The sequence below is a fragment of the Flavobacterium sp. GSP6 genome (assembly GCF_003984855.1).
In the GTDB taxonomy this organism is placed as follows: Bacteria; Bacteroidota; Bacteroidia; order Flavobacteriales; family Flavobacteriaceae; genus Flavobacterium.
This window is the reverse complement of sequence record NZ_RYDO01000002.1, coordinates 349,169-375,291: the sequence shown is the minus strand read 5'-3', so window position 1 is coordinate 375,291 and position 26,123 is coordinate 349,169. Positions and strand designations below refer to the sequence as shown.

Below are 26,123 nucleotides of genomic sequence, written 5' to 3'. Positions count from 1 at the left end.
AACCACAAGGTACAAAAAAAATGAAGACCTATTAAAATAAAAAAAGCCTGAGTCTGTCGAAAGACCCAAGCTTTTTAATAGTATTAACAAAAATTAATTATTACCTAACCAATAACTTATGAGATGGTGCAAACTGCGTTAGATTTATACCTTTTACTGCAGCTTTGTATTCCTCAAGAGTTGGGGTTCTGCCTAAAATTGTAGACAACACAACAACCGGTGTTGATGAAAGTAACGATTCTCCTTTTTTACCTTCCGTATCTTCAACAACTCTTCCTTGGAAAAGGCGAGTAGATGTTGCCATTACAGTATCTCCTTTTGCTGCTTTTTCTTGGTTACCCATACATAAATTACAGCCTGGACGCTCTAGGTATAGAATATTTTCATATCCTGTACGTGCCTCGCCTTTAGGAGCATTATCATCAAATTCAAAACCAGAATACTTTTGTAAAACTTCCCAGTCTCCTTCAGCTTTAAGTTCATCTACAATATTATAAGTAGGAGGCGCAACAACAAGCGGTGCTTTAAACTCTACTTTACCGTGTTGCTCATCTATATTTTTTAGCATTTGAGAAAGAATCTTCAAATCACCTTTGTGTACCATACAAGATCCTACAAAACCAAGATCTACTTTTTTTACACCACCGTAAAAAGAAAGTGGTCTAATGGTATCGTGCGTATAACGCTTAGAAACATCCGCGTTATTTACGTCTGGATCTGCAATCATAGGCTCAGCAACGATATCTAAATCGATTACAACTTCAGCAAAATATTTTGCATTAGCATCCGGTATCAAAGCTGGTTTATCACCTGATCTGATGGCTGCGATTCTATTATTAGCGATAGCAATTAATCCTTTAAGAACTTGGTTCTCGTTATCCATTCCTTTGTCAATCATGATCTGGATTCTGCCTTTGGCAATCTCTAATGATTCGATCAAAGTATCATCCTCAGAAATACAAATAGAAGCTTTCGCCTTCATTTCTGCAGTCCAATCTGTAAAAGTAAAGGCCTGATCAGCAGTGAGTGTTCCTAAATGAACCTCAATAATTCGTCCTTGAAATACATTCTCTCCACCAAATTGCTTCAGCATTTGAGATTGGGTAGCATGAACAACATCACGGAAATCCATATATTCTTTCATATCCCCTTTGAAGGTAACTTTTACTGATTCCGGAATTGGCATTGAAGCTTCACCCGTAGCTAGTGCAAGTGCAACTGTCCCCGAATCAGCCCCAAAGGCAACCCCTTTAGACATTCTGGTATGAGAGTCACCGCCAATAATAATCGCCCACTCATCAACAGTAATATCATTAAGAACTTTGTGAATCACATCAGTCATTGCGTGATAGTTCCCTTTAGGGTCACGAGCTGTAATCAAACCAAAGTCATTCATAAACTTCATCAATCTTGGAATGTTTGCTTTGGATTTATTATCCCAAACTGATGCTGTATGACAACCTGATTGGTATGCACCATCAACAATTGGAGAAATCACAGTAGCAGCCATAGACTCTAATTCCTGAGAAGTCATTAAGCCTGTAGTATCTTGCGAACCTACTATGTTTACTGTAACGCGCACATCAGAACCTGCATGTAAAACTTTACCTGGTGTTGAACCAACTGCATTTTTATTAAATATTTTTTCTACTGCGGTAAGACCTTGTCCTTCAATAGAAATTTCTTTTGACGGAGCAAATACCGATACGATATCAATTCCTAAAGTCTTTGATGCAAAAGTTTGTAGTTTTTTTCCAAATACAATAGCGTAAGATCCACCCGCTTTAATAAATTCCATTTTCTGAGGCGTAAATGCCTTAGAAATATCAATTAATTCTTTATCGCCGTTATAGAGCTTCTTAGTTTTTGTATTTATGGTCAGCACTGTTCCTGTTGCAATAGAATAAACTTCTTCCAGAATAGGCTCACCATTTTCATTGCGGACTACCGTTCCATTTGCATCTGTTTTCTTAACCCAGTTTTGAAGATCCAGACCAATACCACCCGTCACATCAACAGTAGTAAGGAAAATTGGGGAAATACCGTTAGTTCCAGCAACAATTGGAGCTATGTTTATGAATGGGACATAAGGACTTGCTTTTTTACCTGTCCAAAGAGCCACATTATTCACTCCTGACATCCTTGAAGAGCCTACACCCATAGTTCCTTTTTCGGCAATCAACATAACACTTTTGTCTGGGTGTTGCGCTTGAAGCGCTTTAATTTCATCTTGAGCTTCAGGCGAAATCAAACATTTTCCGTGTAGCTCACGATCAGAGCGTGAATGCGCTTGGTTACCCGGAGAAAGTAAATCTGTCGAAATATCTCCTTCACCAGCAACATAGGTAACAACCTGAATTTCCTCAACTACCTCTGGCAGCTTCGTAAAGAATTCCGCCTTAGCGTAACTCACTAAAATTTCCTTTGCAAACGCACTACCGTTTTTAAATGCCGCCTCTAAGCGATCGGTATCAGCCTCATAAAGAAATACTTGTGTCTTTAGAACTTCTGCCGCCACTTTTGCAATTGTGATTTCATTTCCTAAAGCTAAGTCAAGCAAAACTTTGATTGAAGGACCACCTTTCATCTGTGATAATAACTCTAATGCAAAAGCTGGTGTTATTTCATTCACTACTGATTCACCAAGAACAATCTCCTTCAAAAAAGACGCTTTTACGCCAGCTGCAGGTGTTGTCCCAGGAACAGTATTATAAATAAAAAACGAAATTGAATCCTTGCGATTTGCGTTATTTGAATCTTTAATTTGCAAAATGATTTCGCTTACTAAATCAGCGCTATCAATTGGCTTTGGATTAAGTCCCTGAGTTTTTCTGTCTTCGATTTCTTTCAGATAATCGTTATAAATGTTCATAGTAAATTGTTTTCAATGTTAAAAGCTATTTATTTTAATGTACTCAAAATTAAAAGCCATGATGCGTAGTTTTTATTCACGTCGCAAATTTAGCTCTTTAAGATGATATTTAAAAAAAATTAATAGATGTGGTTTTTTCAAATGATATTATTACTAAATACTGATTTTTACCCTTTATAATTAAATAATTTTAAAAAATTTAACTATAAACTGATTAATCCCTAAAGAATTAATTACATTCTAACTAGTATCAGATCATAAAAACCATTATAACTAAGAAAACGTTGTAGTTCCTGTCTAAAAATAAGAACCGAGTACCAAAAAAAAGTCAAACCAACTTAGCAATTATCATTTCTTCGGTAATTCCTTCGGCATCTGCTTTGTAATTTTTAATAATTCGATGGCGTAAAATCCCGGTGGCTACCGCTTTCACATCTTCAATATCCGGCGAAAATTTTCCATTGAAAGCAGCGTTGGCTTTGGCTGCCAAAATCAAATTTTGAGATGCTCGGGGCCCCGCTCCCCAATCGAGATAGTTTTTTACAAACTCATTTGATAATGGATTTTCAGGACGAGTTTTACTCACTAATGTCACGGCATATTCAATTACATTATCAGCCACGGGAATTCTGCGAATCAAATGTTGAAAATCAATAATTTCTTGTGCAGTAAATAATGGATTGATCGTGTTTTTCATGTCTGATGTCGTGCGTTTTACTACTTGAACTTCCTCTGCAAAAGAAGGATATTCCAGCTTTATAGCAAACATAAACCGATCCAATTGAGCTTCAGGCAAAGGATATGTTCCTTCTTGTTCTATTGGGTTTTGCGTGGCCAAAACAAAATAAGGCAAGGCTAACTTGTAATTCTCCCCAGCAATAGTAACAGCGCGCTCCTGCATGGCTTCCAGCAAGGCTGCCTGCGTTTTGGGTGGTGTTCGGTTTATCTCATCTGCCAGAACAATATTAGAAAAAATAGGCCCTTTTATAAATTTAAATTGACGGTTCTCCTCTAATATTTCACTGCCCAAAATATCAGAGGGCATCAAATCCGGTGTAAACTGAATTCTTTTAAAATCAAGACCTAATGCTTGTGCCAGCGTATTTACCATTAATGTTTTAGCTAATCCAGGCACTCCTACTAACAAAGCATGTCCCCCAGAAAAAATACAAAGCAAAATTTGATCTACTACAGCATCCTGTCCCACTATGATTTTTGCGATTTCCTTTTTCAGCTCATTCCTTTTTTGAACTAGGTTGTGTATTGCTGCTACGTCTGACATTTATAAAAATTTAAAATTAAAAAAGAGTTAGCGTTATGAAATCATAAAACTAACTCTTTTTATTTATTTTATTGAAAAAAAATATTTGCGATTCCTCTCACATAAGTAAGTCGAAAGTTTAAAAGTCGTAAAGTCAAAAGAATTAACTTTAAGTAAAACAGCTTTAAATCAGATTTTTACATGATTTTATCCTGATTTTAAAATACGACATTATACCATGGTTATTACTTAATGTGTTCTTGTGGTAAATTATTTCTTTATCCAGTTGTTTGTAAAAGCACAATCTCTGTATTCTCCAATGATTTTGATATACGTTTCTTTAATTTTATCTCCAAACCATTTCCCAATAGCTGTAATTTGCTTGTCTTTCAAAGCTAAATCTTTAATTTTGATGTAATCATTTGCGTAATCAGCAGTATGCTCTTCTATTCTATTGGTCACGGTAATCAATTTGAATTTCTTTTTACCTTCTTCACCTTGGTCTAAAATGGGAAGTGAAATCTCGCCTTCTTTCAAATTTGACACTTGACTGTAAAAAGCGGGGTCCATTTTCGTCAATTCAAAACGGGTATCTTGCGTTTTTGGATTAATCAATGCGCCTCCATTGGCTCTTGTTTCTTTCTCGTCAGATAAAGTTCTTGCTGCTTCCTCAAAAGTAATTTCTTTATCTTCGATTCTTTTTCTGATCAAAGTAATTTTTTCTTTAGCTTCATTCAAAGCTTCCTCTGTTACAGTTGGACTCAATAATATGTGACGCAATTCTACTTCTTGTCCTTTTATCTTTTCTATGTAAATAATGTGAAACCCAAAATCAGTTTCAAAAGGAGCGGATATCTCTCCCTCAGCCAGACTGAAAGCTACTTCTTTAAACTCTTTTACAAAAGGGGTCTTCCTATTCATTTTATAATAGCCTCCATTTGCTCTTGAACCGGGATCTTGAGAATACAATACGGCTTTAGTTGAAAAGCTAGATCCTTCTAATATTTCTTTTTTAAACAAATTCAATCGATCAATTACCTTTTGTTTATCGGCAGCTGAAACTTTGGGAGTAATTATAATTTGTGACACTTCCATTTCTGCTCCAAAAAAAGGAAGATCAGCGGCAGGTATCTTTTTAAAGAAATTACGAACTTCTTCCGGTGTAATTTCTACTGCTTCAATAATTTTCTTCTGCATTTCTGACGTGAGCTTATTCTCTTTTAGAATATCTGAGAAATAGGTTCTGAATTCTTCTTCCGAATCTTTTTTATAATACTCCACCACTTTTTCCAGCGACCCGATTTGCTCTGTCATATAGCTCAATCGTTCTTCCATCATACCTTTTACTTCGGCATCAGTCACTACGATACTATCCTGAATGGCTTGGTGCGCATACAATTTATCTTCTAATAACTTCCCTAACATTTGGCATCTTGTAATGTCTTTTACAGAACCTCCCTGACTAGAAATTTCAAGATATGACTTGTCAATATCCGAATCTAATATAATATAATCTCCTACGGTACCAATAACCCCATCAATTTTTTGCTTCCCAGTAGATTGCGTTTTTTTAATAGGAACGATTACAGTATCCTTAATGATTTCTTGTGCCTGTAAAAGGCCACTGGAAAATAGCAAAAGAAAAAAAGGAAGAACAATTTTATTAATAAATTTCATTTGTATGTGTTTTATTGGCATTTTTCTAGTTTATTTTTATAATGAAGGATTTATATTCCCGACTTTAAAGTATGGCTTGTAAAAGCAATATTAATTTTTGCCAAATATACACTTTTAAGCTTCAGGAAATGAATTGCATTTGCATTCCAAATTACTTCCTTTTTTTTAAATTTAAAAGAGACAAAAATAACAATTCAATTATATAATACAAGTTTCCGTACTACTATTAACAAAAATTTATACACCCAATTATTCCCTGTTTGTTTCCGCTTCTAAATCCTAAAAAAGAGACTTTTAAAGACCTAAATAAAGGACTCCCTATTCCTTACATTTATGCTATCGAAACGGCAATCAATTATTTTCTTCTTTTTCCCAGCTCTTACTAATTATGAAACCTCTTTACTCGCGCATCTGCTGTTCCGTTCAAACAATCTAAAAGATAAAACTTTAACCTTTTTACTTCAAAAACAAAAATCCAGCTTTAAAAACCTCATTATAAGGATCCTTATTTAAAAAGTTCTCAACACTACAACGTTATCGCTACAAATTAAAAGCACTGCTTTACGAGTCCTTTGATAATTTTTATAAATTAGCTAAAAATGATATTTATTTAAAAAATAAACTTAAAAAATATATTATCACTATTATTTAATGCTTTTTGTTTTGATTTAAATAAAATTATGATTTAAATCGCAATCTATTCTTTCATAATGAATCTTATAGACTTAATACGCATCCTAATCGATTTTAATTAAAATGTCCCAAATTTATTAACTACCTTAATTTATCGTTTTATGAAAAAACCAAATTTCAAAATTTATTTATTGACCGCTTTACTTGCTGGCTTGTACTCCTGTAATTCAAATGATGATCTGGCAGACAATCCAACTGAAACGGCAACACAATTCAAAGTGGTTAATGTCACTAATCACGACGGACGGCCATTCAGCACTGGAGCATCAACTAATATACCAACTGGAAGATATGTTGCAAATCCCGGAGGTGGTGTAATGATACAAGCTTTCTACTGGGATGTACCTGCCGGTGGAAACTGGTGGAATACTGTAAATACAAAAATAACAGATTGGTCAAATGCCGGCATTGGCTCTATCTGGCTTCCTCCGGTATCAAAAGCTCAAAACGGACCGTTTTCTATGGGCTACGATCCTACTGACTATTTTGATTTTGGGAATTTCAATCAAAATGGTACGGTAGAAACCAGATTTGGTTCCCGTGCTGAATTAGAAAGCCTGATTACAAAAGTACATTCTGAAAACATGCAGGTTTATGCGGATATGGTACTGAATCACAACAGTGGCGGACAATTAGAAAACAACCCTTTTACAGGAACACAAACCTACACAAACTTTACCGGTGTTGCTTCTGGAAAATTTCCAAGAACCAGTGCTGATTTCTATAAAAATGCGTACGGTAATAATGACGAAGGTTCCTTTGGGGGATTTCCAGATTTAGCCCATGTAGTACCAAATGTACAAGACTGGCTTTGGAAAAGAGCAGACGGAGTAGGGAAATACTATAAAAACACAATGAAATTTGATGGATGGAGATTTGATTACGTAAAAGGTTTTGCTCCGTGGGTCATAAAAGATTGGAATGCAAACGTTGGTGGTTTCTCCGTTGGTGAATTATGGGATTCTAACGTAAACATACTGAATGATTGGGCGAATAATGCCAACAGTTCCGTTTTTGATTTTGCGTGCTATTATAAAATGAACGATGCTTTCGACGGAAACAACCTAAATATTTTGAATGACGACATGATGTGGAAAAGAAACCCGCACAAAGCGGTTACTTTTGTCACCAACCATGACACTGATGAAATTTGGAAAAAAGAGCTAGCGTATGCCTACATCTTAACGCATGAAGGATACCCAACTATTTTTTACCGAGATTACGAAGAATGGCTTAATAAAACGAAAATGAATAACTTAATTTGGATTCATAACAATAAAGCTACTGGCAACACCTCTATTTTATATACTGATACTGATGAATACATCGCCCGTAGAAACGGATATAACGGCAATCCCGGATTAGTGGTTTACATCAATAATTCATCCACTTGGCAAGAACGATGGATTCAGACCAACTGGACTAATGCTCAAATCAAAGATTTTACAGGTAATTCAACTTGGCAGCCGACTACTCAAGCAGACAAATGGGTCAAAATACAGTGTCCCCCAAATGGATATTCCATCTGGTCGACAAACATGTAACCCAAACTATTTTAAAGGCTGTCTATTTTGACAGCCTTTTTTATACCTAATAGCGTCATAAGCTATCTAATAAAATTTAAAAAAATCGACTGAAATCCATTTTCAAAACCCACATCATTAATTAAGAGGATACATTTTTTTAATTGGCATTTATAAATAGTACTTTTGCACACTATTGATATAAATATGGGCTTTTTAGAAGAAATACAACGCAGAAGAACTTTTGGGATTATCTCACATCCTGATGCCGGAAAAACAACACTTACAGAAAAACTCCTCCTTTTTGGTGGTGCGATTCAAGAGGCTGGTGCTGTAAAAAACAATAAAATCAAAAAAGGAGCTACCAGTGACTTTATGGAAATTGAACGCCAGAGAGGAATTTCGGTTTCTACTTCGGTTTTGGCTTTCAATTATAAAGACAAAAAGATAAACATTCTCGATACGCCAGGTCACAAGGATTTTGCGGAGGACACTTTTAGAACCTTAACAGCTGTTGACAGCGTTATTGTTGTAATTGATGTTGCCAAAGGTGTTGAAGAACAAACAGAGAAATTAGTGGCCGTTTGTAGAATGCGAAAAATTCCAATTATCGTATTCATCAATAAATTAGACCGAGAAGGAAAAGACGCTTTTGACTTGATGGATGAAGTGGAACAAAAGCTAGGTTTAACAGTTACGCCATTAAGTTTCCCAATAGGAATGGGCTATGATTTTCAAGGAATCTACAACCTTTGGGAACAAAACATCAACTTATTTAGCGGTGACAGCCGTAAAAATATTGAAGAAACAATTGCTTTTTCCGATGTTAAAAATCCGGAATTAGAGAAAATTATCGGTCAAAAACCAGCTGACAGCTTGCGGGAAGAACTAGAGTTGATTGATGAAGTTTATCCTAAATTTGATCGTCAGGATTATTTAGACGGAAAACTACAACCTGTATTTTTTGGTTCGGCATTGAATAATTTTGGAGTTAGAGAATTATTGGACTGTTTTGTTCAAATTGCCCCATCACCAAGACCAAAAGATTCGGAAACCCGATTAGTAGATCCCAAAGAGGAAAAAATGACAGGATTTGTGTTTAAAATCCATGCCAATATGGATCCAAAACACAGAGATCGTCTGGCCTTTATAAAAATAGTATCCGGAACTTTCGAAAGAAACAAACCGTATTACCACGTGCGTCAGAAGAAAAACTTAAAATTTTCGAGTCCAAATGCTTTTTTTGCCGAAAAGAAAGAAATTGTAGACATTTCCTATCCAGGTGATATTGTTGGCTTACATGATACAGGAAATTTCAAAATTGGAGATACATTGACCGAAGGAGAAATTATGAGTTTCAAAGGAATACCGAGTTTCTCCCCGGAACATTTCCGATATATTAATAATGCTGATCCTATGAAAGCCAAACAACTGGACAAAGGAATCGATCAGTTAATGGATGAAGGTGTGGCGCAGTTATTTACTTTGGAAATGAACAACAGAAAAATCATTGGAACGGTTGGAGCCCTACAATACGAGGTGATCCAATACCGTTTAGAACACGAATATGGAGCAAAATGTACCTATGAAAATTTCCCCGTACACAAAGCATGTTGGGTAAAACCAAACGATCCAAAAAGCGAAGAGTTCAAAGAATTCAGAAGAATCAAACAAAAATTCTTGGCACATGATAAATACGGACAATTAGTATTTCTGGCTGATTCTGATTTCACAATTCAAATGACACAAAATAAATATCCAAATGTTAAGTTATTCTTTACTTCTGAATTTGAGTAATTCTTAATATAAAGTAAACACCTGCCTACTGGAATTAAATGGTGGTCTTGAATAGCACAGACATAAAAAATAAAGGCATAAAAAAACGCTAATTTTAGAAATTAGCGTTTTTTTTATGTTTTAAAATCGCATTATACTCAAGCAATCATGTTTTCTAAATTTACCACTTTTTTCAAGAAAGCCTTGATTAGCAGCCTATTTGGAGCAACTCCTGATGTGATTATTTGTTTTTTAGCGTTTATTCCTTCTATAGAAATTGTGCTATTAGGATCTTGTTTTGAACCCATAAACCACAATATAAAATGCATACTGTTAGAATTTGAAGCAGAAACTGTTGAAACATTCTCTTGTTTTGTAGTTGTACCAACTACTACTGTATTCACATCAACTAAATTTTTCTCAGTTTGTGCAAAAACAGAAATATTTGTTACTAGAATAAAAACAAGTAAAAGGAAACGATTACTTCCTGCATTTTTAGTTGTTTTTAAAGATAAATAGTTCATATCTCTTACAATTTTACAATAGACAGAATGTGTTTTTTCCATCTCGAACACGAAAGTATATCATTTATAAATGAGTCGGAAATATTTTCGATGAAGTGCCATTATACCCGTTCAAAGTACAAATAGGTTCTGTATAACAAAGATTTGATGGTTGGATATACTAATTTATTCATAAAACCTACATACAAAAACAGCTAATTAACACCACGAATCAGAAATGAAATCAATAATTCTAGACTGAGAAAATAGCCTTAAATAAAAAAGGCTCCATTTCTGGAGCCTTTAAAGATATTATGCTTGTCCCGCAGGACCAAAATTAAGCGGAATCGGGGCTTGTTCAGTATCTTTTATTTCGCCATGAGCGACTTCAAAACGATGAATGTTTTCTCCGATTGCTTTCAACAATCTTTTAGCATGCTGTGGTGTCAAGACAATTCTTGCTTTTACCTTAGCCTTAGGTATGCCGGGCATGATGCTTACAAAATCTAAAACAAATTCAGAAGACGAATGATTGATTATAGCCAAATTGGAATAAATTCCTTCGGCAATTTTCTCATCCAACTCAATGTTGATTTGTTCTTGTTGTTGATTTGAATTACTCATACTTAATAAATATATTCTTCTTTATTAGCCATCATATCGTTGTAATCTTCTTTTGAACCTACAATTGTATTGTCATATTCTCTCATACCCGTTCCGGCAGGGATTCTATGTCCAACAATTACATTTTCTTTCAATCCTTCTAAGTAATCGATTTTACCTGCAACAGCAGCTTCGTTCAATACTTTAGTCGTTTCTTGGAAAGAAGCCGCTGATATAAATGATTTGGTTTGAAGAGAGGCTCTTGTAATACCTTGTAAGACTGGTGTTGCAGTTGCAGTAACGACATCACGAGCCACAACAAGATTTTTATCGGTACGTTTCAAAAGAGAATTTTCATCGCGCAACTCACGAGGCGTAATAATTTGTCCTTCTTTCAAAGCGCCAGAATCGCCAGCATCTTCCACGACTTTCATACCATATAATTTATCATTTTGAAAGATAAAGTCTTTTGTATGAATTAATTGATCTTCTAAGAACAACGTGTCACCTGGATCTTGCACTCTTACCTTACGCATCATCTGACGTATTACTACTTCAAAGTGCTTGTCGTTAATTTTCACCCCTTGCAAACGGTATACTTCTTGAATTTCGTTAACCAAATACTGTTGAACAGCGGCTGGCCCTTGGATTCTTAAAATATCATCCGGAGTAATAGCACCATCTGACAACGGTACACCTGCTCTTACAAAGTCATTTTCCTGAACTAGAATTTGGCTTGATAATTTAACCAAGTATTTTCTAATGTCACCAAATTTAGATTCGATAACTACCTCACGGTTTCCTCTTTTGATTTTTCCAAAAGAAACAACACCATCAATTTCAGAAACAACTGCTGGGTTTGAAGGATTACGAGCTTCTAACAACTCAGTAATTCTAGGCAAACCTCCTGTAATATCTCCTGATTTAGAAGAACGACGCGGAATTTTCACCAACACTTTACCGGCTTTAATTTTTTCACCATTTTCAACCATCAAGTGGGCTCCAACAGGTAAGTTATACGAACGAATCAATTCATTGTCTTTACCGTAAACCAATAAAGTAGGAATTAATTTTTTAGCTCTGGATTCAGAAATTACCTTTTCTTGGAAACCAGTTTGCTCATCAATTTCAACCATGAATGATTGACCTTGCTCTAATTCTTCATAAGCAATCTTACCGGTAAACTCAGATACGATAACCCCATTATAAGGATCCCATTTACAGATCACATCTCCTTTAACAACAGACTGGCCGTCTTTAACGAAAATACTTGAACCGTAAGGAATATTATTTGTACTTAATAAAATACCTGTTCTTTCATCGATTAATTTCAATTCAGAAGAACGAGATACTACAATATCCACTGCATTACCTTCACTATCTTCTCCTTTAACAGTTTTTAAATCTTCAATTTCCAGTTTACCGTTAAATTTAGTAACGATACTAGACTCTTCAGAAATACCACCCGCAACCCCTCCAACGTGGAAAGTACGTAATGTTAACTGTGTTCCAGGTTCTCCAATAGATTGTGCTGCAATTACACCAACAGCTTCCCCTCTTTGTGTCATTTTTCCGGTAGCAAGATTTCTACCGTAACATTTGGCACAAATACCTTTTAGTGCTTCACAAGTTAACGGAGAACGCACTTCTACTTTCTCGATAGGAGAAGCATCAATTGCTTTCATGATAACCTCTGTGATTTGCTCCCCAGAATGAACTAAAATCTCACTGGTCAAAGGGTTGATTAAGTCTTGTAAAGCGACACGCCCTAAAATTCTTTCTCCAAGTGATTCTACAATTTCTTCATTTTTCTTCAATGCTGAAACTTCAACACCTCTTAATGTACCACAGTCTTCGATGTTTACAATAACATCTTGGGATACATCATGCAATCTTCTTGTTAAATATCCTGCATCGGCTGTTTTCAAAGCCGTATCCGCAAGACCTTTACGCGCACCGTGAGTAGAAATAAAATACTCAAGGATAGAAAGACCTTCTTTAAAGTTAGAAAGAATAGGGTTTTCAATAATTTCACCACCACCAGCAGTAGATTTTTTTGGCTTAGCCATCAAACCACGCATACCGGTTAACTGACGAATTTGTTCTTTGGAACCCCTTGCTCCAGAATCAAGCATCATATACACCGAGTTGAAACCTTGTTGGTCTTCTCTAATGTTTTTCATTGCAAGCTCTGTCAATTGTGCATTCGCAGAAGTCCATACATCAATAACTTGGTTGTACCGTTCGTTATTAGTAATCAAACCCATATTATAATTAGCAGAAATACCTTGAACTTGTTCTCTGGCATCTGCAATTAATTTAGGTTTTTGATCCGGAATTCTAATATCACCAAGAGAGAATGACAAACCACCTTTGAAGGCAAATTTGTATCCCATGTCTTTCATATTATCTAAGAAGACCGCAGTTGTAGGTACATCGGTAGCGCTTAAAACGTGTCCGATAATATCTCTAAGGTTTTTCTTAGTCAATACATCATTGATATATCCTGCAGCTTCTGGTACTACTTCATTAAATAATACACGGCCTGCAGTAGTTTTAATAATTTGGAAAACTAATTCTCCTGCTTCATTAAAATGTTTTGCTCTAATTTTCACTGAAGCATTCAATTCTAATCTGCCTTCATTCAAAGCAATATTTACTTCTTCCGCAGAATAAAAAGTGATCCCTTCACCTAAAATTTTAAGCTCAGGAGTAGATAAACGTTCTTTGGTCATATAATACAGACCCAAAACCATATCCTGAGAAGGTACCGTAATTGGAGCACCATTTGCAGGATTCAAGATATTGTGAGAACCCAACATTAATAGTTGCGCTTCCAAAATAGCTTCAGGTCCTAATGGCAAGTGAACTGCCATTTGATCCCCATCAAAATCCGCATTAAATGCAGTACATACTAAAGGGTGCAATTGGATTGCTTTTCCTTCAATTAATTTTGGTTGGAATGCTTGGATACCTAAACGGTGCAAAGTAGGAGCACGATTCAGTAATATTGGGTGCCCTTTGATCACATTTTCAAGGATATCCCAAACTACAGGCTCTTTCTTATCTATTATTTTCTTAGCTGATTTAACCGTTTTTACAATTCCTCTTTCTATCAATTTACGGATAACGAAAGGTTTGTATAATTCAGCTGCCATATCTTTAGGGATACCACATTCAGACAATTTCAATTCTGGTCCAACAACAATTACCGAACGAGCAGAATAATCCACACGTTTACCTAGTAAGTTTTGACGGAAACGACCTTGTTTTCCTTTTAGGGAATCCGAAAGTGATTTCAATGGACGGTTTGATTCTGTTTTTACTGCAGATGCTTTACGCGTATTGTCAAAAAGTGAATCTACCGATTCCTGCAACATACGTTTCTCGTTTCTTAAAATAACTTCTGGAGCTTTAATCTCCATTAATCTTTTCAAACGGTTGTTACGTATAATTACACGACGGTATAAATCATTCAAATCTGAAGTTGCAAAACGACCTCCATCAAGTGGCACAAGCGGACGTAATTCTGGTGGAATAACGGGTACCACTTTCATAATCATCCATTCCGGACGGTTCTCACGGTTCAAGTTAGACTCACGGAAAGATTCCACAACTTGTAATCTTTTTAATGCTTCCGTTTTACGTTGTTTAGACGTTTCATTGTTAGCATTGTGTCTTAATTGGTAAGACAATTGATCTAAATCAATTCTTGCCAATAAGTCCATAATACATTCTGCTCCCATTTTGGCAACAAATTTATTAGGATCAAAATCATCAAGATATTGGTTGTCAGCAGGAAGCGTATCTAAAATATTTAAATATTCTTCTTCTGTCAAAAAGTCTAATCTTTGTACTGATTCACCTTCTGCATTTTTAGCGATACCTGCTTGGATTACTACGTATCTTTCGTAGTAAATAATCATATCTAATTTCTTAGATGGAAGTCCAAGGATATAACCAATTTTGTTTGGAAGAGAACGGAAATACCAGATATGAGCAATAGGCACAACCAGATTGATGTGACCTACTCTGTCTCTACGTACTTTTTTCTCCGTTACTTCTACACCACAACGGTCACAGATGATTCCTTTGTAGCGAATTCTTTTATACTTACCACAAGCACATTCAAAATCTTTTACTGGTCCAAAAATACGTTCACAGAAAAGACCATCACGCTCCGGTTTGTGCGTTCTATAATTGATAGTTTCAGGTTTCAATACTTCACCTCTTGATTCTTTCAAGATCGATTCAGGAGAAGCAAGTCCTATGGAGATTTTATTAAACCTTTTTACAGGGTTTTTATCTTTATTGTTATTATTTCTATTATTCATCATAGTTTTTACTATTGATTTATTTGCAATTAAAAAATTAATTTTATTTCAGTCTTAAAGTCAAATGTCATAAAGTTTTTAAAGCCACGGATGACTTTAGACTTTAGACTTTCAAACTTTAGACTTAAACATTACCTCGAATTACTTCTCTAAACTTCAAATAAAAATTTTGAAGTGCTATTTATAAAACCAATTGGGTTTAAATAAAAAATCGGAACGGGTTACGGGTATAAATCCTAAAAACTCTTTTAAAAAAGTGTTCAGTATTCAGAATTTAGCGTTCAGTTTATCACTGATTACTAAATACTGAACACTGAATACTAAACTTCTATTCTTCTAGACGAATGTCAAGTCCAAGACCTTTCAATTCATGCATCAATACATTGAATGATTCCGGTAATCCTGGTTCTGGCATAGATTCACCTTTTACGATTGCTTCATACGTTTTTGCTCTACCGATAACATCATCAGACTTCACAGTCAAGATTTCTCTAAGTGTACTTGATGCTCCATAAGCCTCAAGTGCCCAAACTTCCATCTCTCCAAAACGCTGTCCTCCAAATTGAGCTTTACCTCCAAGTGGTTGTTGCGTAATCAATGAGTACGGACCTATAGAACGTGCGTGCATTTTATCGTCAACCATGTGTCCAAGTTTCAACATGTAGATAACTCCTACTGTTGCAGCTTGATGGAAACGTTCTCCTGTACCACCATCATATAAATATGTATGTCCAAAACGTGGTATTCCAGCTTCATCAGTCAATTCATTGATTTGATCAAGGGTTGCTCCGTCAAAAATTGGTGTAGCAAATTTTCTACCCAAGTTTTGTCCCGCCCAACCAAGAACTGTTTCATAAATTTGACCAATGTTCATACGTGAAGGTACACCAAGTGGGTTCAACACGATATCAACAGGCGTTCCGTCTTCAAGGAAAGGCATATCTTCATGACGAACGATACGAGCAACAATACCTTTGTTACCGTGACGTCCCGCCATTTTATCCCCAACTTTCAACTTACGTTTTTTGGCAATATATACTTTTGCTAGTTTCAAGATTCCTGCTGGCAATTCATCTCCAACAGTGATAGTGAATTTCTCTCTACGCAAAGCCCCTTGTAAATCGTTCAATTTAATTTTATAGTTATGAATTAAATCATTTACCATTTTATTAGTTGCATCATCAGCAACCCATTGACCTTTACTTAAGTGAGCAAAATCTTCAACAGCATAAAGCATTTTTTGAGTGTATTTTTTACCTTTTGGTAAAACTTCTTCACCCAAATCATTCATTACCCCTTGAGATGTTTTTCCGTTTACGATCAAGAAAAGTTTTTCCACTAATTTGTCTTTTAATTCAACAAATTTAACTTCAAACTCCATTTCAAGTGCTCCTAAAGCATCTTTATCTTGCGTACGTTTACGTTTATCTTTTACTGCTCTTGCAAACAGTTTTTTGTCTAAAACAACACCATGTAAAGAAGGAGAGGCTTTTAATGAAGCATCTTTTACATCCCCTGCTTTATCCCCAAAGATTGCACGAAGCAATTTCTCTTCCGGAGTAGGATCTGATTCTCCTTTTGGAGTAATTTTTCCGATAAGAATGTCACCAGGTTTAACCTCGGCTCCAATTCTGATCATACCATTTTCATCTAAATCTTTAGTAGCTTCTTCAGAAACGTTCGGTATATCGTTCGTCAATTCTTCGTTACCTAATTTAGTATCTCTAACTTCTAATGAATAATCATCCACGTGAATAGAGGTAAAAATATCGTCACGAACTACTTTTTCAGAAATTACAATCGCATCCTCAAAGTTGTACCCTTTCCATGGCATAAACGCTACTTTTAGGTTACGACCTAAAGCAAGTTCTCCATTTTGAGTGGCATAACCTTCTGACAATACTTGACCAAGAACAACTCTGTCGCCCCTTCTTACGATAGGTTTCAAGTTGATACTAGTACCTTGATTGGTTTTTCTAAATTTAATTAGATTGTATGTTTTCTCATCTGACTCAAAACTCACCATTCTTTCTTCTTCAGAACGATCGTATTTGATTGTGATAATATTAGCATCCACATATTCAACAGTTCCATCTCCTTCAGCGTTAATTAAAACTCTGGAATCCGAAGCAACCTGACGCTCTAAACCAGTTCCAACAATAGGAGCTTCAGGACGAATTAATGGTACGGCCTGACGCATCATGTTAGATCCCATCAAGGCTCTATTCGCATCATCATGTTCTAAGAAAGGAATCAAAGAGGCTGAAATAGAAGCAATTTGATTTGGAGCAACATCCGTATAATCCACTTTTGAAGGCTCAATTACTGGAAAATCACCTTCCTGACGGGCAATTACATTTTCAGCGATAATCTTACCTACTGCATCCATTTCTATGTTTGCCTGAGCAATCATCATTCCTTCTTCTTCTTCTGCACTCAAGTAAACAGGAGTAGACACTAGATCTACGACTCCGTTAGTTACTTTACGGTATGGAGTCTCAATGAAACCCATTCCGTTTACTTTAGCATAAACACCAAGAGAAGATATCAAACCAATGTTTGGTCCCTCAGGAGTTTCAATTGGACATAAACGTCCGTAATGCGTATAGTGAACATCACGTACCTCAAATCCGGCTCTTTCTCTCGAAAGTCCACCTGGTCCAAGTGCAGATAATCTTCTTTTGTGCGTAATCTCGGCTAATGGATTCGTTTGATCCATAAACTGAGACAACTGGTTTGTACCAAAGAAAGAGTTGATAACAGAGGATAATGTTTTAGCATTAATCAAATCTATCGGTGTAAACACCTCGTTATCCCTAACGTTCATTCGCTCTCTAATGGTTCTGGCCATACGCGCCAAACCAACACCAAACTGTTGTGACATTTGTTCTCCAACTGTTCGTACACGACGGTTTGATAAGTGATCAATATCATCAATCTCTGCTTTAGAGTTAATTAATTCAATCAAATATTTAACAATCGTTATGATATCTTCTTTGGTCAAGACTTGCTTTTCCATTGGAGTATCCAACCCTAATTTTTTATTTATTCTATAACGACCTACTTCACCTAAGTTGTACCGTTGATCAGAAAAGAATAATTTATCGATAATACCACGAGCCGTTTCTTCATCAGGCGGTTCAGCATTACGCAATTGTCTATAGATATGCTCAACAGCCTCTTTTTCAGAGTTTGTTGGATCTTTTTGCAACGTGTTATGAATAATCGCATAATCTCCTTGATTAGCATCTTCTTTGTGAAGCAAAATAGATTTAACGTTAGAATCAATGATTTCTTCCACATTATCTTTGTCGATAATAGTGTCTCTATCAAGAATTATTTCGTTACGTTCGATAGAAACTACTTCACCAGTATCCTCATCTACAAAATCTTCATGCCATGTATTCAATACACGAGCAGCTAATTTTCTGCCGATATATTTTTTAAGTCCTGTTTTAGAAACTTTAATTTCCTCAGCAAGATCGAAAATCTCTAGGATATCCTTATCTCTTTCGAATCCAATTGCACGGAATAAAGTCGTAACAGGTAATTTTTTCTTTCTGTCAATATAAGCATACATTACGCTGTTTATATCTGTAGAAAATTCTATCCAAGAACCCTTAAAAGGAATTACTCTGGCAGAGTACAATTTTGTTCCATTTGCATGAAATGACTGCCCGAAGAAAACACCAGGAGAACGGTGTAATTGAGAAACAACTACACGCTCAGCACCATTAATAACAAAAGTACCGCTTGGCGTCATATATGGAATTGTCCCAAGATAAACATCCTGAACAATAGTCTCAAAATCTTCATGTTCTGGATCTGTACAATATAGTTTTAACCTAGCTTTTAGGGGTACACTATGCGTAAGACCTCTTTCTATACATTCTTGAATTGTGTAACGTGGCGGATCTACAAAATAATCAAGGAATTCTAATACAAAGTTATTTCTTGTATCAGTAATTGGGAAGTTTTCCATGAAGGTATTGTAAAGCCCTTCGTCGCCTCTTTCGTCAGATTTAGTTTCTAATTGAAAAAAATCCTTAAACGATTTAACCTGAACATCTAGAAAATCTGGATAATCAGGAATATTTTTTGTAGAGGCAAAATTCAATCTTTCAGTTTGATTTGTTATCATCAATGGACAAAATTTTGATTAGAAAAGTAATTTTTTTGTATAAATAGTAATTTATTTATACCTTTTTTTTTAAACCATTACATCTTTAAAAACCAATTTAAGATAACTACTTTCTTATTATCTGTTAATTTTTTTTCCTCGTAATGGATAAAATGAATCTATTTTAAAAGACTAGTATGTACTAATACAACGTAGCCTTTTGTTATACGAAAAATGGTTTAGGTCTTTGGATGACTCCAAGACCTAAACCTTATTTTCAAAACTAGAGTGAACTATTTAAGTTCAACCTCAGCTCCAGCTTCTTCCAAAGATTTTTTAAGCGCTTCTGCTTCATCTTTAGTCACACCTTCTTTAACATTGCTTGGTGCGCTGTCTACTACATCTTTAGCTTCTTTCAAACCTAAACCAGTAAGTTCTTTAACTAATTTTACAACTGCTAATTTAGAAGCACCTGCTGCTTTCAAAACCACTGTAAATTCTGTTTGAACATCTTCAGCAGCAGCTTCGCCACCACCTGAAACTACTACAGCTGCAGCAGCTGGTTCGATTCCGTACTCATCTTTTAATATTGTTGCTAATTCGTTAACTTCTTTTACCGTTAGGTTAACCAATTGTTCTGCGAATTGTTTCAAATCTGCCATTTTTTCTATCGTTTTAAAATGATTTGTAAAAAATATAATTTATTTATTGTGCGCGTTTTATGTAATAAAATTAGAGTAAAACTCTTCTTTCATTATGCCTCCACTTCCTCTGTTGCCTCTTCGCTTTTGGCAAATTGGTTTTGAAGAGCAGAAATAACTCTTTGTGCTGGTGACTGCAATAATCCAATAAGTTCGCCGATAAGCTCTTCTTTAGATTTAATAGTTGCTAATGCATCTAATTGATCGTCTCCAATATAAATTTCAGAGTTGATATAAGCTCCCTTTAATACCGGTTTAGCTGATTTTTTTCTGAAATCTTTTATTATCTTACCCGGAGCGTTTGCTATCTCAGAAATGAATATAGCACTATTACCAGTCAAAACTGAAGGTAAATCTCCATAATCATTAGCTGATGCTTCCATTGCTTTTGCAAGCAATGTATTTTTAACTACTTCTAATTTTATACCTGCTTTATAACAAGCTCTTCTTAAGTTCGTAGTTGCTTCTGCATTCATTCCAGAAATATCAGATACATAAATAATATTTGTACCAGCTAACTGTGCAGTTAAAACTTCAATCGCGATTGATTTTTCTTCTCTAGTCATACTAAAAATTTTTAACTACCAATTATACTGCCTTAGGATCCAATGCAATTGCAGGACTCATAGTGCTAGTTAGGTAAATACTTTTGATGTAAGTTCCTTTAGCCGCAGTTGGTTTAAGTTTGATTAATGTTTGAATAATTTCGTGAGCATTGTCAACAATTTGTTCAGCTCCAAAAGAGACTTTACCAATTCCTGCATGCACTATACCAGTTTTGTCAACTTTAAAGTCAATTTTACCAGCTTTTACCTCTTGAACAGCTTTTGCAACATCCATAGTTACAGTACCTGTTTTAGGATTAGGCATTAAACCTCTAGGTCCTAAAATACGACCTAATGGACCTAATTTACCCATAACAGAAGGCATTGTGATAATTACATCAACATCTGTCCAACCGTCTTTTATCTTTTGTAAATAGTCATCAAGACCTACATAGTCAGCACCAGCTGCCAAAGCTTCCGCTTCTTTGTCCGGAGTAACCAATGCTAATACTTTAACATCTTTACCAGTACCATGAGGCAATGTTACTACACCTCTTACCATTTGATTCGCTTTTCTTGGATCTACACCCAAACGAACTGCGATATCAATAGACTCATCAAATTTTGCAGAAGCAACAACTTTTATTAATGCCGCAGCATCTTTAAGAGAATATAATTTGTTCTTTTCAATTTTTGAAGCAGCCTCTTTTTGCTTTTTTGTCAATTTTGCCATGTCTTACCCTTGTTTTAGAGGAGAATCTCCAGTTACAGTTATACCCATAGATCTAGCCGTTCCTGCGATCATGCTCATAGCAGATTCGATAGTAAATGCATTCAAATCCACCATTTTATCTTCGGCGATTGTTCTAATTACGTCCCAAGTAACGTTAGCTACTTTTTTACGATTAGGTTCACCTGAACCAGATTTTAGCTTTGCAGCTTCCAATAATTGGACAGCAGCAGGTGGTGTTTTTACAACAAAATCAAAAGATTTGTCTTTATACACTGTAATTTGCACAGGGCAAACTTTGCCGGCTTTATCTTGAGTTCTTGCATTAAATTGCTTACAGAACTCCATGATATTAACACCAGCAGCACCTAAAGCAGGTCCAACCGGTGGCGATGGATTCGCAGCACCTCCCTTAACTTGTAGTTTAACTACTTTACTAATTTCTTTAGCCATTTTTTAAAAATTTAACACTACAATCTTTGGAAGCGATTGCAATGGATATTATAGATGTAACAAAATTATACTTTTTCAACTTGCATAAAACTCAATTCTAATGGTGTTTTTCTTCCGAAAATTTTCACCATTACTTCCAGTTTACGCTTTTCTTCATTAATTTTCTCCACAGTTCCGTTAAAACCATTAAAAGGACCATCAACAACCTTAATCGTCTCACCAATATTGAAAGGAATAGAACGTGTATCGGTATTAACCGCTAATTCATCTACTTTACCTAACATTCGATTCACTTCGGAAATTCTCAAAGGAACAGGTTCCCCTCCTTTAATCTCTCCTAAAAAACCAATAACACTTGTTATTGATTTAATAATATGAGGTATTTCACCAATCAGATTAGCCTCTATCATGACGTATCCTGGAAAATAAACCTTATCTTTAATTATCTTTTTTCCCTCTTTTACAGTAACTACTTTTTCAGTAGGAACCAAAACCTGTGACACATAATCACCCATCCCAAGTCGTGCGATTTCGGTTTCGATATAAGCTTTCACTTTATTTTCTTGACCACTTACCGCCCTAACGACATACCACTTTTTAATATTATTATCTGCCATAACAAAAAAATTATGCTTTTATCCAGTTAAAAAAACCAGCCAAAGCTTTTGCGAAAATTTCATCTACTCCCCAAGTTGCCAAAGCGAATAATACTGAAAAAACAGCCACAACAATCGTTAGACGCTGAACCTCAGCCCAAACCGGCCAAGTTACATTTGACTTTAATTCCTCAAATGCCTCTGATATGTAATTAACAACTTTTGTCATTATGATTTATTTTTTTGCACGGGCGGAGGGATTCGAACCCCCATCAACGGTTTTGGAGACCGCTATTCTACCCTTGAACTACGCCCGTTCGTTAATAAAAGCCAGTAACAACTTTACGGAGTTACTGGCTTTATACTTTTTTATCCTATTTGGATTATGCTACAATTTCAGTTACCTGACCTGCACCTACAGTTCTACCACCTTCACGGATAGCAAAACGTAAACCAACACTTAATGCAATTGCACTAAGCAACACAACATCAATAGTTAAGTTATCCCCAGGCATAACCATTTCTACACCTGTAGGCAAAGTAATGATCCCTGTTACATCCGTTGTACGTACATAAAACTGTGGACGGTAGTTATTGTGAAATGGTGTGTGACGACCACCTTCTTCTTTTTTCAAGATATAAACCTCAGCTTTAAAAGTAGCATGTGGTTTAACTGAACCTGGCTTACAGATAACCATTCCTCTTTTGATGTCTTCTTTTTGAATACCTCTTAAAAGAATACCTACGTTGTCTCCAGCTTCACCTCTATCAAGGATTTTACGGAACATCTCAACTCCTGTAATAGTAGAAGTCAATTTTTCAGCTCCCATACCAATGATTTCAACTGGATCTCCTGTATTAGCAACACCTGTTTCGATACGACCTGTAGCAACAGTTCCACGACCAGTGATTGAGAACACATCTTCAACAGGCATCAAGAAAGGTTTTGCAACATCTCTTACCGGCTCTTCGATCCAAGAATCTACAGCTGCCATCAATTCAAGAATTTTTGGTACCCAAGCTGGATCATTATTCAATCCACCTAAAGCTGAACCCTGAACAACAGGACCATTATCTCCATCATATTCATAGAAAGATAACAAGTCTCTGATTTCCATCTCAACTAATTCAAGTAATTCCTCATCATCAACCATATCCACTTTATTCATGAATACAACCATTCTAGGAATACCTACCTGGCGACCTAAAAGGATATGCTCACGTGTTTGTGGCATTGGCCCATCAGTAGCAGCTACAACAAGAATAGCACCATCCATTTGAGCAGCACCTGTAACCATGTTCTTTACGTAATCCGCGTGACCTGGACAGTCAACGTGAGCGTAGTGACGATTAGCAGTTTCATACTCAACGTGAGATGTATTAATTGTAATACCTCTTTCTTTTTCTTCTGGAGCATTATCAATTTGATCAAATGATTTTGCTTGACAATACCCTGCATCAGACAATACTTTTGTAATTGCCGCAGTTAATGTCGTTTTTCCGTGATCCACATGCCCAATTGTTCCAATGTTTAAATGGGGCTTGTTACGGTTAAAATTTTCCTTTGCCATTTTACTTAATTTTAAATCTTGTTATATATTAATTTCTATTTCCTACTTACTTGAGCCAATGTCGGGAATTGAACCCGAGACCTCTTCCTTACCAAGGAAGCACTCTACCCCTGAGCTACACCGGCAGAGAATTAATTTTAAATGTTGCATTTTAAATTAATTTAAAACTTTCATCGTGGGGAGAGCAGGATTCGAACCTGCGAAGTTTACACAGCAGATTTACAGTCTGCCCTCGTTGGCCGCTTGAGTATCTCCCCTACTTTTTATATTGCCAGACCTTTACAGTCTTGAGCCGGCGGAGGGACTCGAACCCACGACCTGCTGATTACAAATCAGCTGCTCTAGCCAACTGAGCTACGCTGGCGAATCAATAAAAAAAGTCCGCTATTTCTAACGGACTGCAAATGTATAGATTTTATCTCTCAATCAAAACTTTTTTTAAAAAAAAATCATATTAAATATGCGAACTTATTTTTTCTTTCCTTTTTACCAATAATCGTTCTAAAGATTCAGCAGAAAGTTCTAAGGCTTCTTCAAAAGTTTTACATTGCTTTTTAACTAAAAAATCATCCCCAGGAACATTCATTTTTACCTCAGCAATTTTATTTTCTTTATCACTAGTCTTCTCCACTTTCAAAAAAACATCGGCGGACACCACCTTGTCATAATATTTTTCTAACTTGTCCATTCTTTCTTGAACAAAATCTACTAGCTTTTTGTCAACAGTAAAGTTAACTGCATGAACACTTACCTTCATAATCATTTTTTTTAGTTAAACATTTTACGAATCATTTACGTCCTCGAGGATGCGCCTCTTTATAAATATTTTTAATTTCTGACAAACTGCTATGGGTATAAATTTGAGTTGAAGCCAAACTAGAATGCCCTAACAATTCCTTTACTGAATTTAAATCCGCACCATTATTTAATAGATGTGTTGCAAAAGTATGCCGCAGGATATGTGGACTTTTTTTTACTTTCTCAGACACACCACTAAAGTAAGAATTTATTAGCCGATACACAAAAGAATCATTTAATTTTAATCCTTTTTTTGTGAGAAAAAAATAAGCATTATCAGCGACTATTACCAACAAAGCTCTTTCCTTTAGGTACAAACAAAACTGAGCCGCCAGTACCGGCAAAACAGGAAGGATTCGTTCTTTACTTCGCTTGCCCAATACTTTAATTGTACTATTGGATAAGTCAATATTTGCTATTTGAAGCTGAATCAGCTCTGCGCGTCGCATTCCGGTAGTATACAACAAATCGATTATGAGTTTATTCCTCACTTCTTCAAATCCAATTGTATTTTGCATTTGATCTAAAACATTCAAAACTTCCTTTTCAGAAAAAGGAACCTGCAAAACCCTCGAAGCCTTCAATGCTTTATGCCCTGACAATGGACTAACCCGAATTTGCTTTGTTTTCAACAGGAATTTGTAAAATGCTTTTAAAGACGCTATTTTTCTATTAACAGAACCATTCGAGACCCCATCATCCACAAGTACTATAATCCAACTCCTGATTTGACTATACCCTGCCTGCTCTATGCCTTGCTCCTCAAAGTGAATTTTGTTGAATGATTCAAAAGAAGCAATATCCGCACAATATGCCGTTAAGGTATGAGGAGAATATTTTTTCTCCAACTGTAGATAATCCCGAAAAGCATCTTTATTAGTAGTCATAAAAAAACCGTTAGCATCAAAGTTATACAATTTTGATGACTAACGGTATTTTATTTAATAGATATTGACTAACTCTCTAAGTTATCTCTCATATTTTGGATATAAGCCGCTTTTTGAATTTTGATTCTATTTGTAACTGAAGGCTTAATAAAAGCAGTACGTGCTCTTAGTTGACGAACAGTTCCTGTTTTATCAAATTTTCTTTTGTAGCGTTTTAATGCTCTATCGATATTTTCTCCGTCTTTAATTGGTATAATTAACATAATATAGACACCCCCTTTCTTTAAGTGTGCAAAAGTAAACATTATTTTGAATTGGAAGTCATTAATTGTAAATTTATTTGAGCATGTTTGCAAAATATCAATTCCGTTTCACGAATAGGCTATCATGTGCTGCCAGCTATTCGCTATAATCTTATTCATTGCGAGGTATCGGGGTAAAATTCGCAGTACTATCCTTGACATAAAAAAAAGAGTCAAT

General features: G+C 35.6%; 19 protein-coding genes and 4 tRNA genes. 2 read left to right on the top strand and 21 right to left on the bottom strand.

Annotated elements, in window-relative coordinates:
* Positions 1–100 precede the first annotated feature (100 nt).
* The 3 genes from EKM03_RS03610 to EKM03_RS03600 all read right to left on the bottom strand — a co-directional run bounded on the left by EKM03_RS03610 (position 101) and on the right by EKM03_RS03600 (position 5,810).
* Entirely contained in the window at positions 101–2,872 is a 2,772-nt protein-coding gene (locus EKM03_RS03610; protein ID WP_126568619.1) for a bifunctional aconitate hydratase 2/2-methylisocitrate dehydratase, read from the bottom strand.
* Between the two features lie 328 nt (positions 2,873–3,200).
* Positions 3,201–4,154: a MoxR family ATPase gene (locus tag EKM03_RS03605; protein WP_126561665.1), complete on the bottom strand. Its 954-nt coding sequence runs from the start codon at positions 4,152–4,154 to the stop codon at positions 3,201–3,203.
* A 249-nt stretch (positions 4,155–4,403) separates the two neighbouring features.
* Positions 4,404–5,810, bottom strand: a complete 1,407-nt coding sequence (locus EKM03_RS03600) for a peptidylprolyl isomerase (protein ID WP_370272947.1) — start codon at positions 5,808–5,810, stop codon at positions 4,404–4,406.
* A gap of 794 nt (positions 5,811–6,604) precedes the next feature.
* Here EKM03_RS03600 and EKM03_RS03595 point away from each other — a divergent pair.
* Both EKM03_RS03595 and EKM03_RS03590 read left to right on the top strand, forming a co-directional pair.
* On the top strand, positions 6,605–8,047 hold the full coding sequence (locus EKM03_RS03595) for an alpha-amylase (RefSeq protein WP_126561663.1): 1,443 nt from the start codon (positions 6,605–6,607) through the stop codon (positions 8,045–8,047).
* 186 nt (positions 8,048–8,233) lie between these two features.
* Complete coding sequence (locus EKM03_RS03590; protein ID WP_126463130.1) at positions 8,234–9,823, top strand: peptide chain release factor 3; 1,590 nt, start codon at positions 8,234–8,236, stop codon at positions 9,821–9,823.
* A 137-nt stretch (positions 9,824–9,960) separates the two neighbouring features.
* Here the strand turns inward: EKM03_RS03590 and EKM03_RS03585 are convergent, their stop codons facing one another.
* The 18 genes from EKM03_RS03585 to rpsU all read right to left on the bottom strand — a co-directional run bounded on the left by EKM03_RS03585 (position 9,961) and on the right by rpsU (position 25,906).
* Positions 9,961–10,326: a hypothetical protein gene (locus EKM03_RS03585; protein ID WP_126739887.1), complete on the bottom strand. Its 366-nt coding sequence runs from the start codon at positions 10,324–10,326 to the stop codon at positions 9,961–9,963.
* 291 nt (positions 10,327–10,617) lie between these two features.
* Positions 10,618–10,929 carry a DUF3467 domain-containing protein gene (locus EKM03_RS03580; protein ID WP_126455867.1) on the bottom strand — a complete coding sequence of 104 codons (312 nt, stop codon included), beginning with the start codon at positions 10,927–10,929 and terminating at the stop codon, positions 10,618–10,620.
* Positions 10,930–10,931: 2 nt separating this feature from the next.
* Positions 10,932–15,245 carry a DNA-directed RNA polymerase subunit beta' gene (rpoC, locus tag EKM03_RS03575; protein ID WP_126561660.1) on the bottom strand — a complete coding sequence of 1,438 codons (4,314 nt, stop codon included), beginning with the start codon at positions 15,243–15,245 and terminating at the stop codon, positions 10,932–10,934.
* A gap of 325 nt (positions 15,246–15,570) precedes the next feature.
* Entirely contained in the window at positions 15,571–19,383 is a 3,813-nt protein-coding gene (rpoB, locus tag EKM03_RS03570) for a DNA-directed RNA polymerase subunit beta (protein ID WP_126463126.1), read from the bottom strand.
* 272 nt (positions 19,384–19,655) lie between these two features.
* On the bottom strand, positions 19,656–20,024 hold the full coding sequence (gene rplL, locus EKM03_RS03565) for a 50S ribosomal protein L7/L12 (RefSeq protein ID WP_126455872.1): 369 nt from the start codon (positions 20,022–20,024) through the stop codon (positions 19,656–19,658).
* 92 nt (positions 20,025–20,116) lie between these two features.
* Entirely contained in the window at positions 20,117–20,629 is a 513-nt protein-coding gene (gene rplJ / locus EKM03_RS03560) for a 50S ribosomal protein L10 (protein ID WP_126455874.1), read from the bottom strand.
* 22 nt (positions 20,630–20,651) lie between these two features.
* The gene (gene rplA, locus EKM03_RS03555) at positions 20,652–21,341 is read right to left on the bottom strand and encodes a 50S ribosomal protein L1 (RefSeq protein ID WP_126455876.1); all 690 of its coding nucleotides are present in this window, start codon (positions 21,339–21,341) and stop codon (positions 20,652–20,654) included.
* Positions 21,342–21,344: 3 nt separating this feature from the next.
* Positions 21,345–21,791, bottom strand: a complete 447-nt coding sequence (rplK, locus tag EKM03_RS03550; RefSeq protein ID WP_126455877.1) for a 50S ribosomal protein L11 — start codon at positions 21,789–21,791, stop codon at positions 21,345–21,347.
* 65 nt (positions 21,792–21,856) lie between these two features.
* Positions 21,857–22,408 (bottom strand): transcription termination/antitermination protein NusG, encoded by a 552-nt coding sequence (gene nusG, locus EKM03_RS03545; protein WP_126455879.1) that lies wholly within the window; start codon positions 22,406–22,408, stop codon positions 21,857–21,859.
* A gap of 10 nt (positions 22,409–22,418) precedes the next feature.
* Positions 22,419–22,616 (bottom strand): preprotein translocase subunit SecE, encoded by a 198-nt coding sequence (secE, locus tag EKM03_RS03540; RefSeq protein ID WP_126455881.1) that lies wholly within the window; start codon positions 22,614–22,616, stop codon positions 22,419–22,421.
* A 17-nt stretch (positions 22,617–22,633) separates the two neighbouring features.
* Positions 22,634–22,704 (bottom strand) — tRNA-Trp (locus EKM03_RS03535).
* A 66-nt stretch (positions 22,705–22,770) separates the two neighbouring features.
* On the bottom strand, positions 22,771–23,958 hold the full coding sequence (gene tuf / locus EKM03_RS03530) for an elongation factor Tu (protein ID WP_126455883.1): 1,188 nt from the start codon (positions 23,956–23,958) through the stop codon (positions 22,771–22,773).
* A gap of 53 nt (positions 23,959–24,011) precedes the next feature.
* A tRNA-Thr gene (locus EKM03_RS03525) sits at positions 24,012–24,083 on the bottom strand.
* Positions 24,084–24,134: 51 nt separating this feature from the next.
* Positions 24,135–24,215 (bottom strand) — tRNA-Tyr (locus tag EKM03_RS03520).
* 33 nt (positions 24,216–24,248) lie between these two features.
* Positions 24,249–24,322: transfer RNA gene (locus EKM03_RS03515), tRNA-Thr, on the bottom strand.
* Between the two features lie 90 nt (positions 24,323–24,412).
* A complete protein-coding gene (hpf, locus tag EKM03_RS03510) occupies positions 24,413–24,715 on the bottom strand; it encodes a ribosome hibernation-promoting factor, HPF/YfiA family (protein ID WP_126455885.1) in 303 nt (100 codons plus the stop codon).
* Positions 24,716–24,746: 31 nt separating this feature from the next.
* The gene (locus EKM03_RS03505) at positions 24,747–25,643 is read right to left on the bottom strand and encodes a tyrosine-type recombinase/integrase (RefSeq protein ID WP_126568618.1); all 897 of its coding nucleotides are present in this window, start codon (positions 25,641–25,643) and stop codon (positions 24,747–24,749) included.
* Positions 25,644–25,711: 68 nt separating this feature from the next.
* Complete coding sequence (gene rpsU, locus EKM03_RS03500) at positions 25,712–25,906, bottom strand: 30S ribosomal protein S21 (RefSeq protein ID WP_035670421.1); 195 nt, start codon at positions 25,904–25,906, stop codon at positions 25,712–25,714.
* Positions 25,907–26,123: the final 217 nt, after the last annotated feature.

Coding starts and splice junctions, on each gene's coding strand:
- EKM03_RS03505 (WP_126568618.1), bottom strand. CDS start 25,643: ATGACTACTAATAAAGATGCTTTTCGGGATTATCTACAGTTGGAGAAA.
- secE (WP_126455881.1), bottom strand. CDS start 22,616: ATGACAAAAGTTGTTAATTACATATCAGAGGCATTTGAGGAATTAAAG.
- EKM03_RS03610 (WP_126568619.1), bottom strand. CDS start 2,872: ATGAACATTTATAACGATTATCTGAAAGAAATCGAAGACAGAAAAACT.
- hpf (WP_126455885.1), bottom strand. CDS start 24,715: ATGAAGGTAAGTGTTCATGCAGTTAACTTTACTGTTGACAAAAAGCTA.
- EKM03_RS03605 (WP_126561665.1), bottom strand. CDS start 4,154: ATGTCAGACGTAGCAGCAATACACAACCTAGTTCAAAAAAGGAATGAG.
- EKM03_RS03590 (WP_126463130.1), top strand. CDS start 8,234: ATGGGCTTTTTAGAAGAAATACAACGCAGAAGAACTTTTGGGATTATC.
- EKM03_RS03600 (WP_370272947.1), bottom strand. CDS start 5,810: ATGAAATTTATTAATAAAATTGTTCTTCCTTTTTTTCTTTTGCTATTT.
- rpoB (WP_126463126.1), bottom strand. CDS start 19,383: ATGATAACAAATCAAACTGAAAGATTGAATTTTGCCTCTACAAAAAAT.
- tuf (WP_126455883.1), bottom strand. CDS start 23,958: ATGGCAAAGGAAAATTTTAACCGTAACAAGCCCCATTTAAACATTGGA.
- EKM03_RS03595 (WP_126561663.1), top strand. CDS start 6,605: ATGAAAAAACCAAATTTCAAAATTTATTTATTGACCGCTTTACTTGCT.
- rplA (WP_126455876.1), bottom strand. CDS start 21,341: ATGGCAAAATTGACAAAAAAGCAAAAAGAGGCTGCTTCAAAAATTGAA.
- rplJ (WP_126455874.1), bottom strand. CDS start 20,629: ATGACTAGAGAAGAAAAATCAATCGCGATTGAAGTTTTAACTGCACAG.
- EKM03_RS03580 (WP_126455867.1), bottom strand. CDS start 10,929: ATGAGTAATTCAAATCAACAACAAGAACAAATCAACATTGAGTTGGAT.
- rplK (WP_126455877.1), bottom strand. CDS start 21,791: ATGGCTAAAGAAATTAGTAAAGTAGTTAAACTACAAGTTAAGGGAGGT.
- rplL (WP_126455872.1), bottom strand. CDS start 20,024: ATGGCAGATTTGAAACAATTCGCAGAACAATTGGTTAACCTAACGGTA.
- rpsU (WP_035670421.1), bottom strand. CDS start 25,906: ATGTTAATTATACCAATTAAAGACGGAGAAAATATCGATAGAGCATTA.
- rpoC (WP_126561660.1), bottom strand. CDS start 15,245: ATGATGAATAATAGAAATAATAACAATAAAGATAAAAACCCTGTAAAA.
- EKM03_RS03585 (WP_126739887.1), bottom strand. CDS start 10,326: ATGAACTATTTATCTTTAAAAACAACTAAAAATGCAGGAAGTAATCGT.
- nusG (WP_126455879.1), bottom strand. CDS start 22,408: ATGGCAGATAATAATATTAAAAAGTGGTATGTCGTTAGGGCGGTAAGT.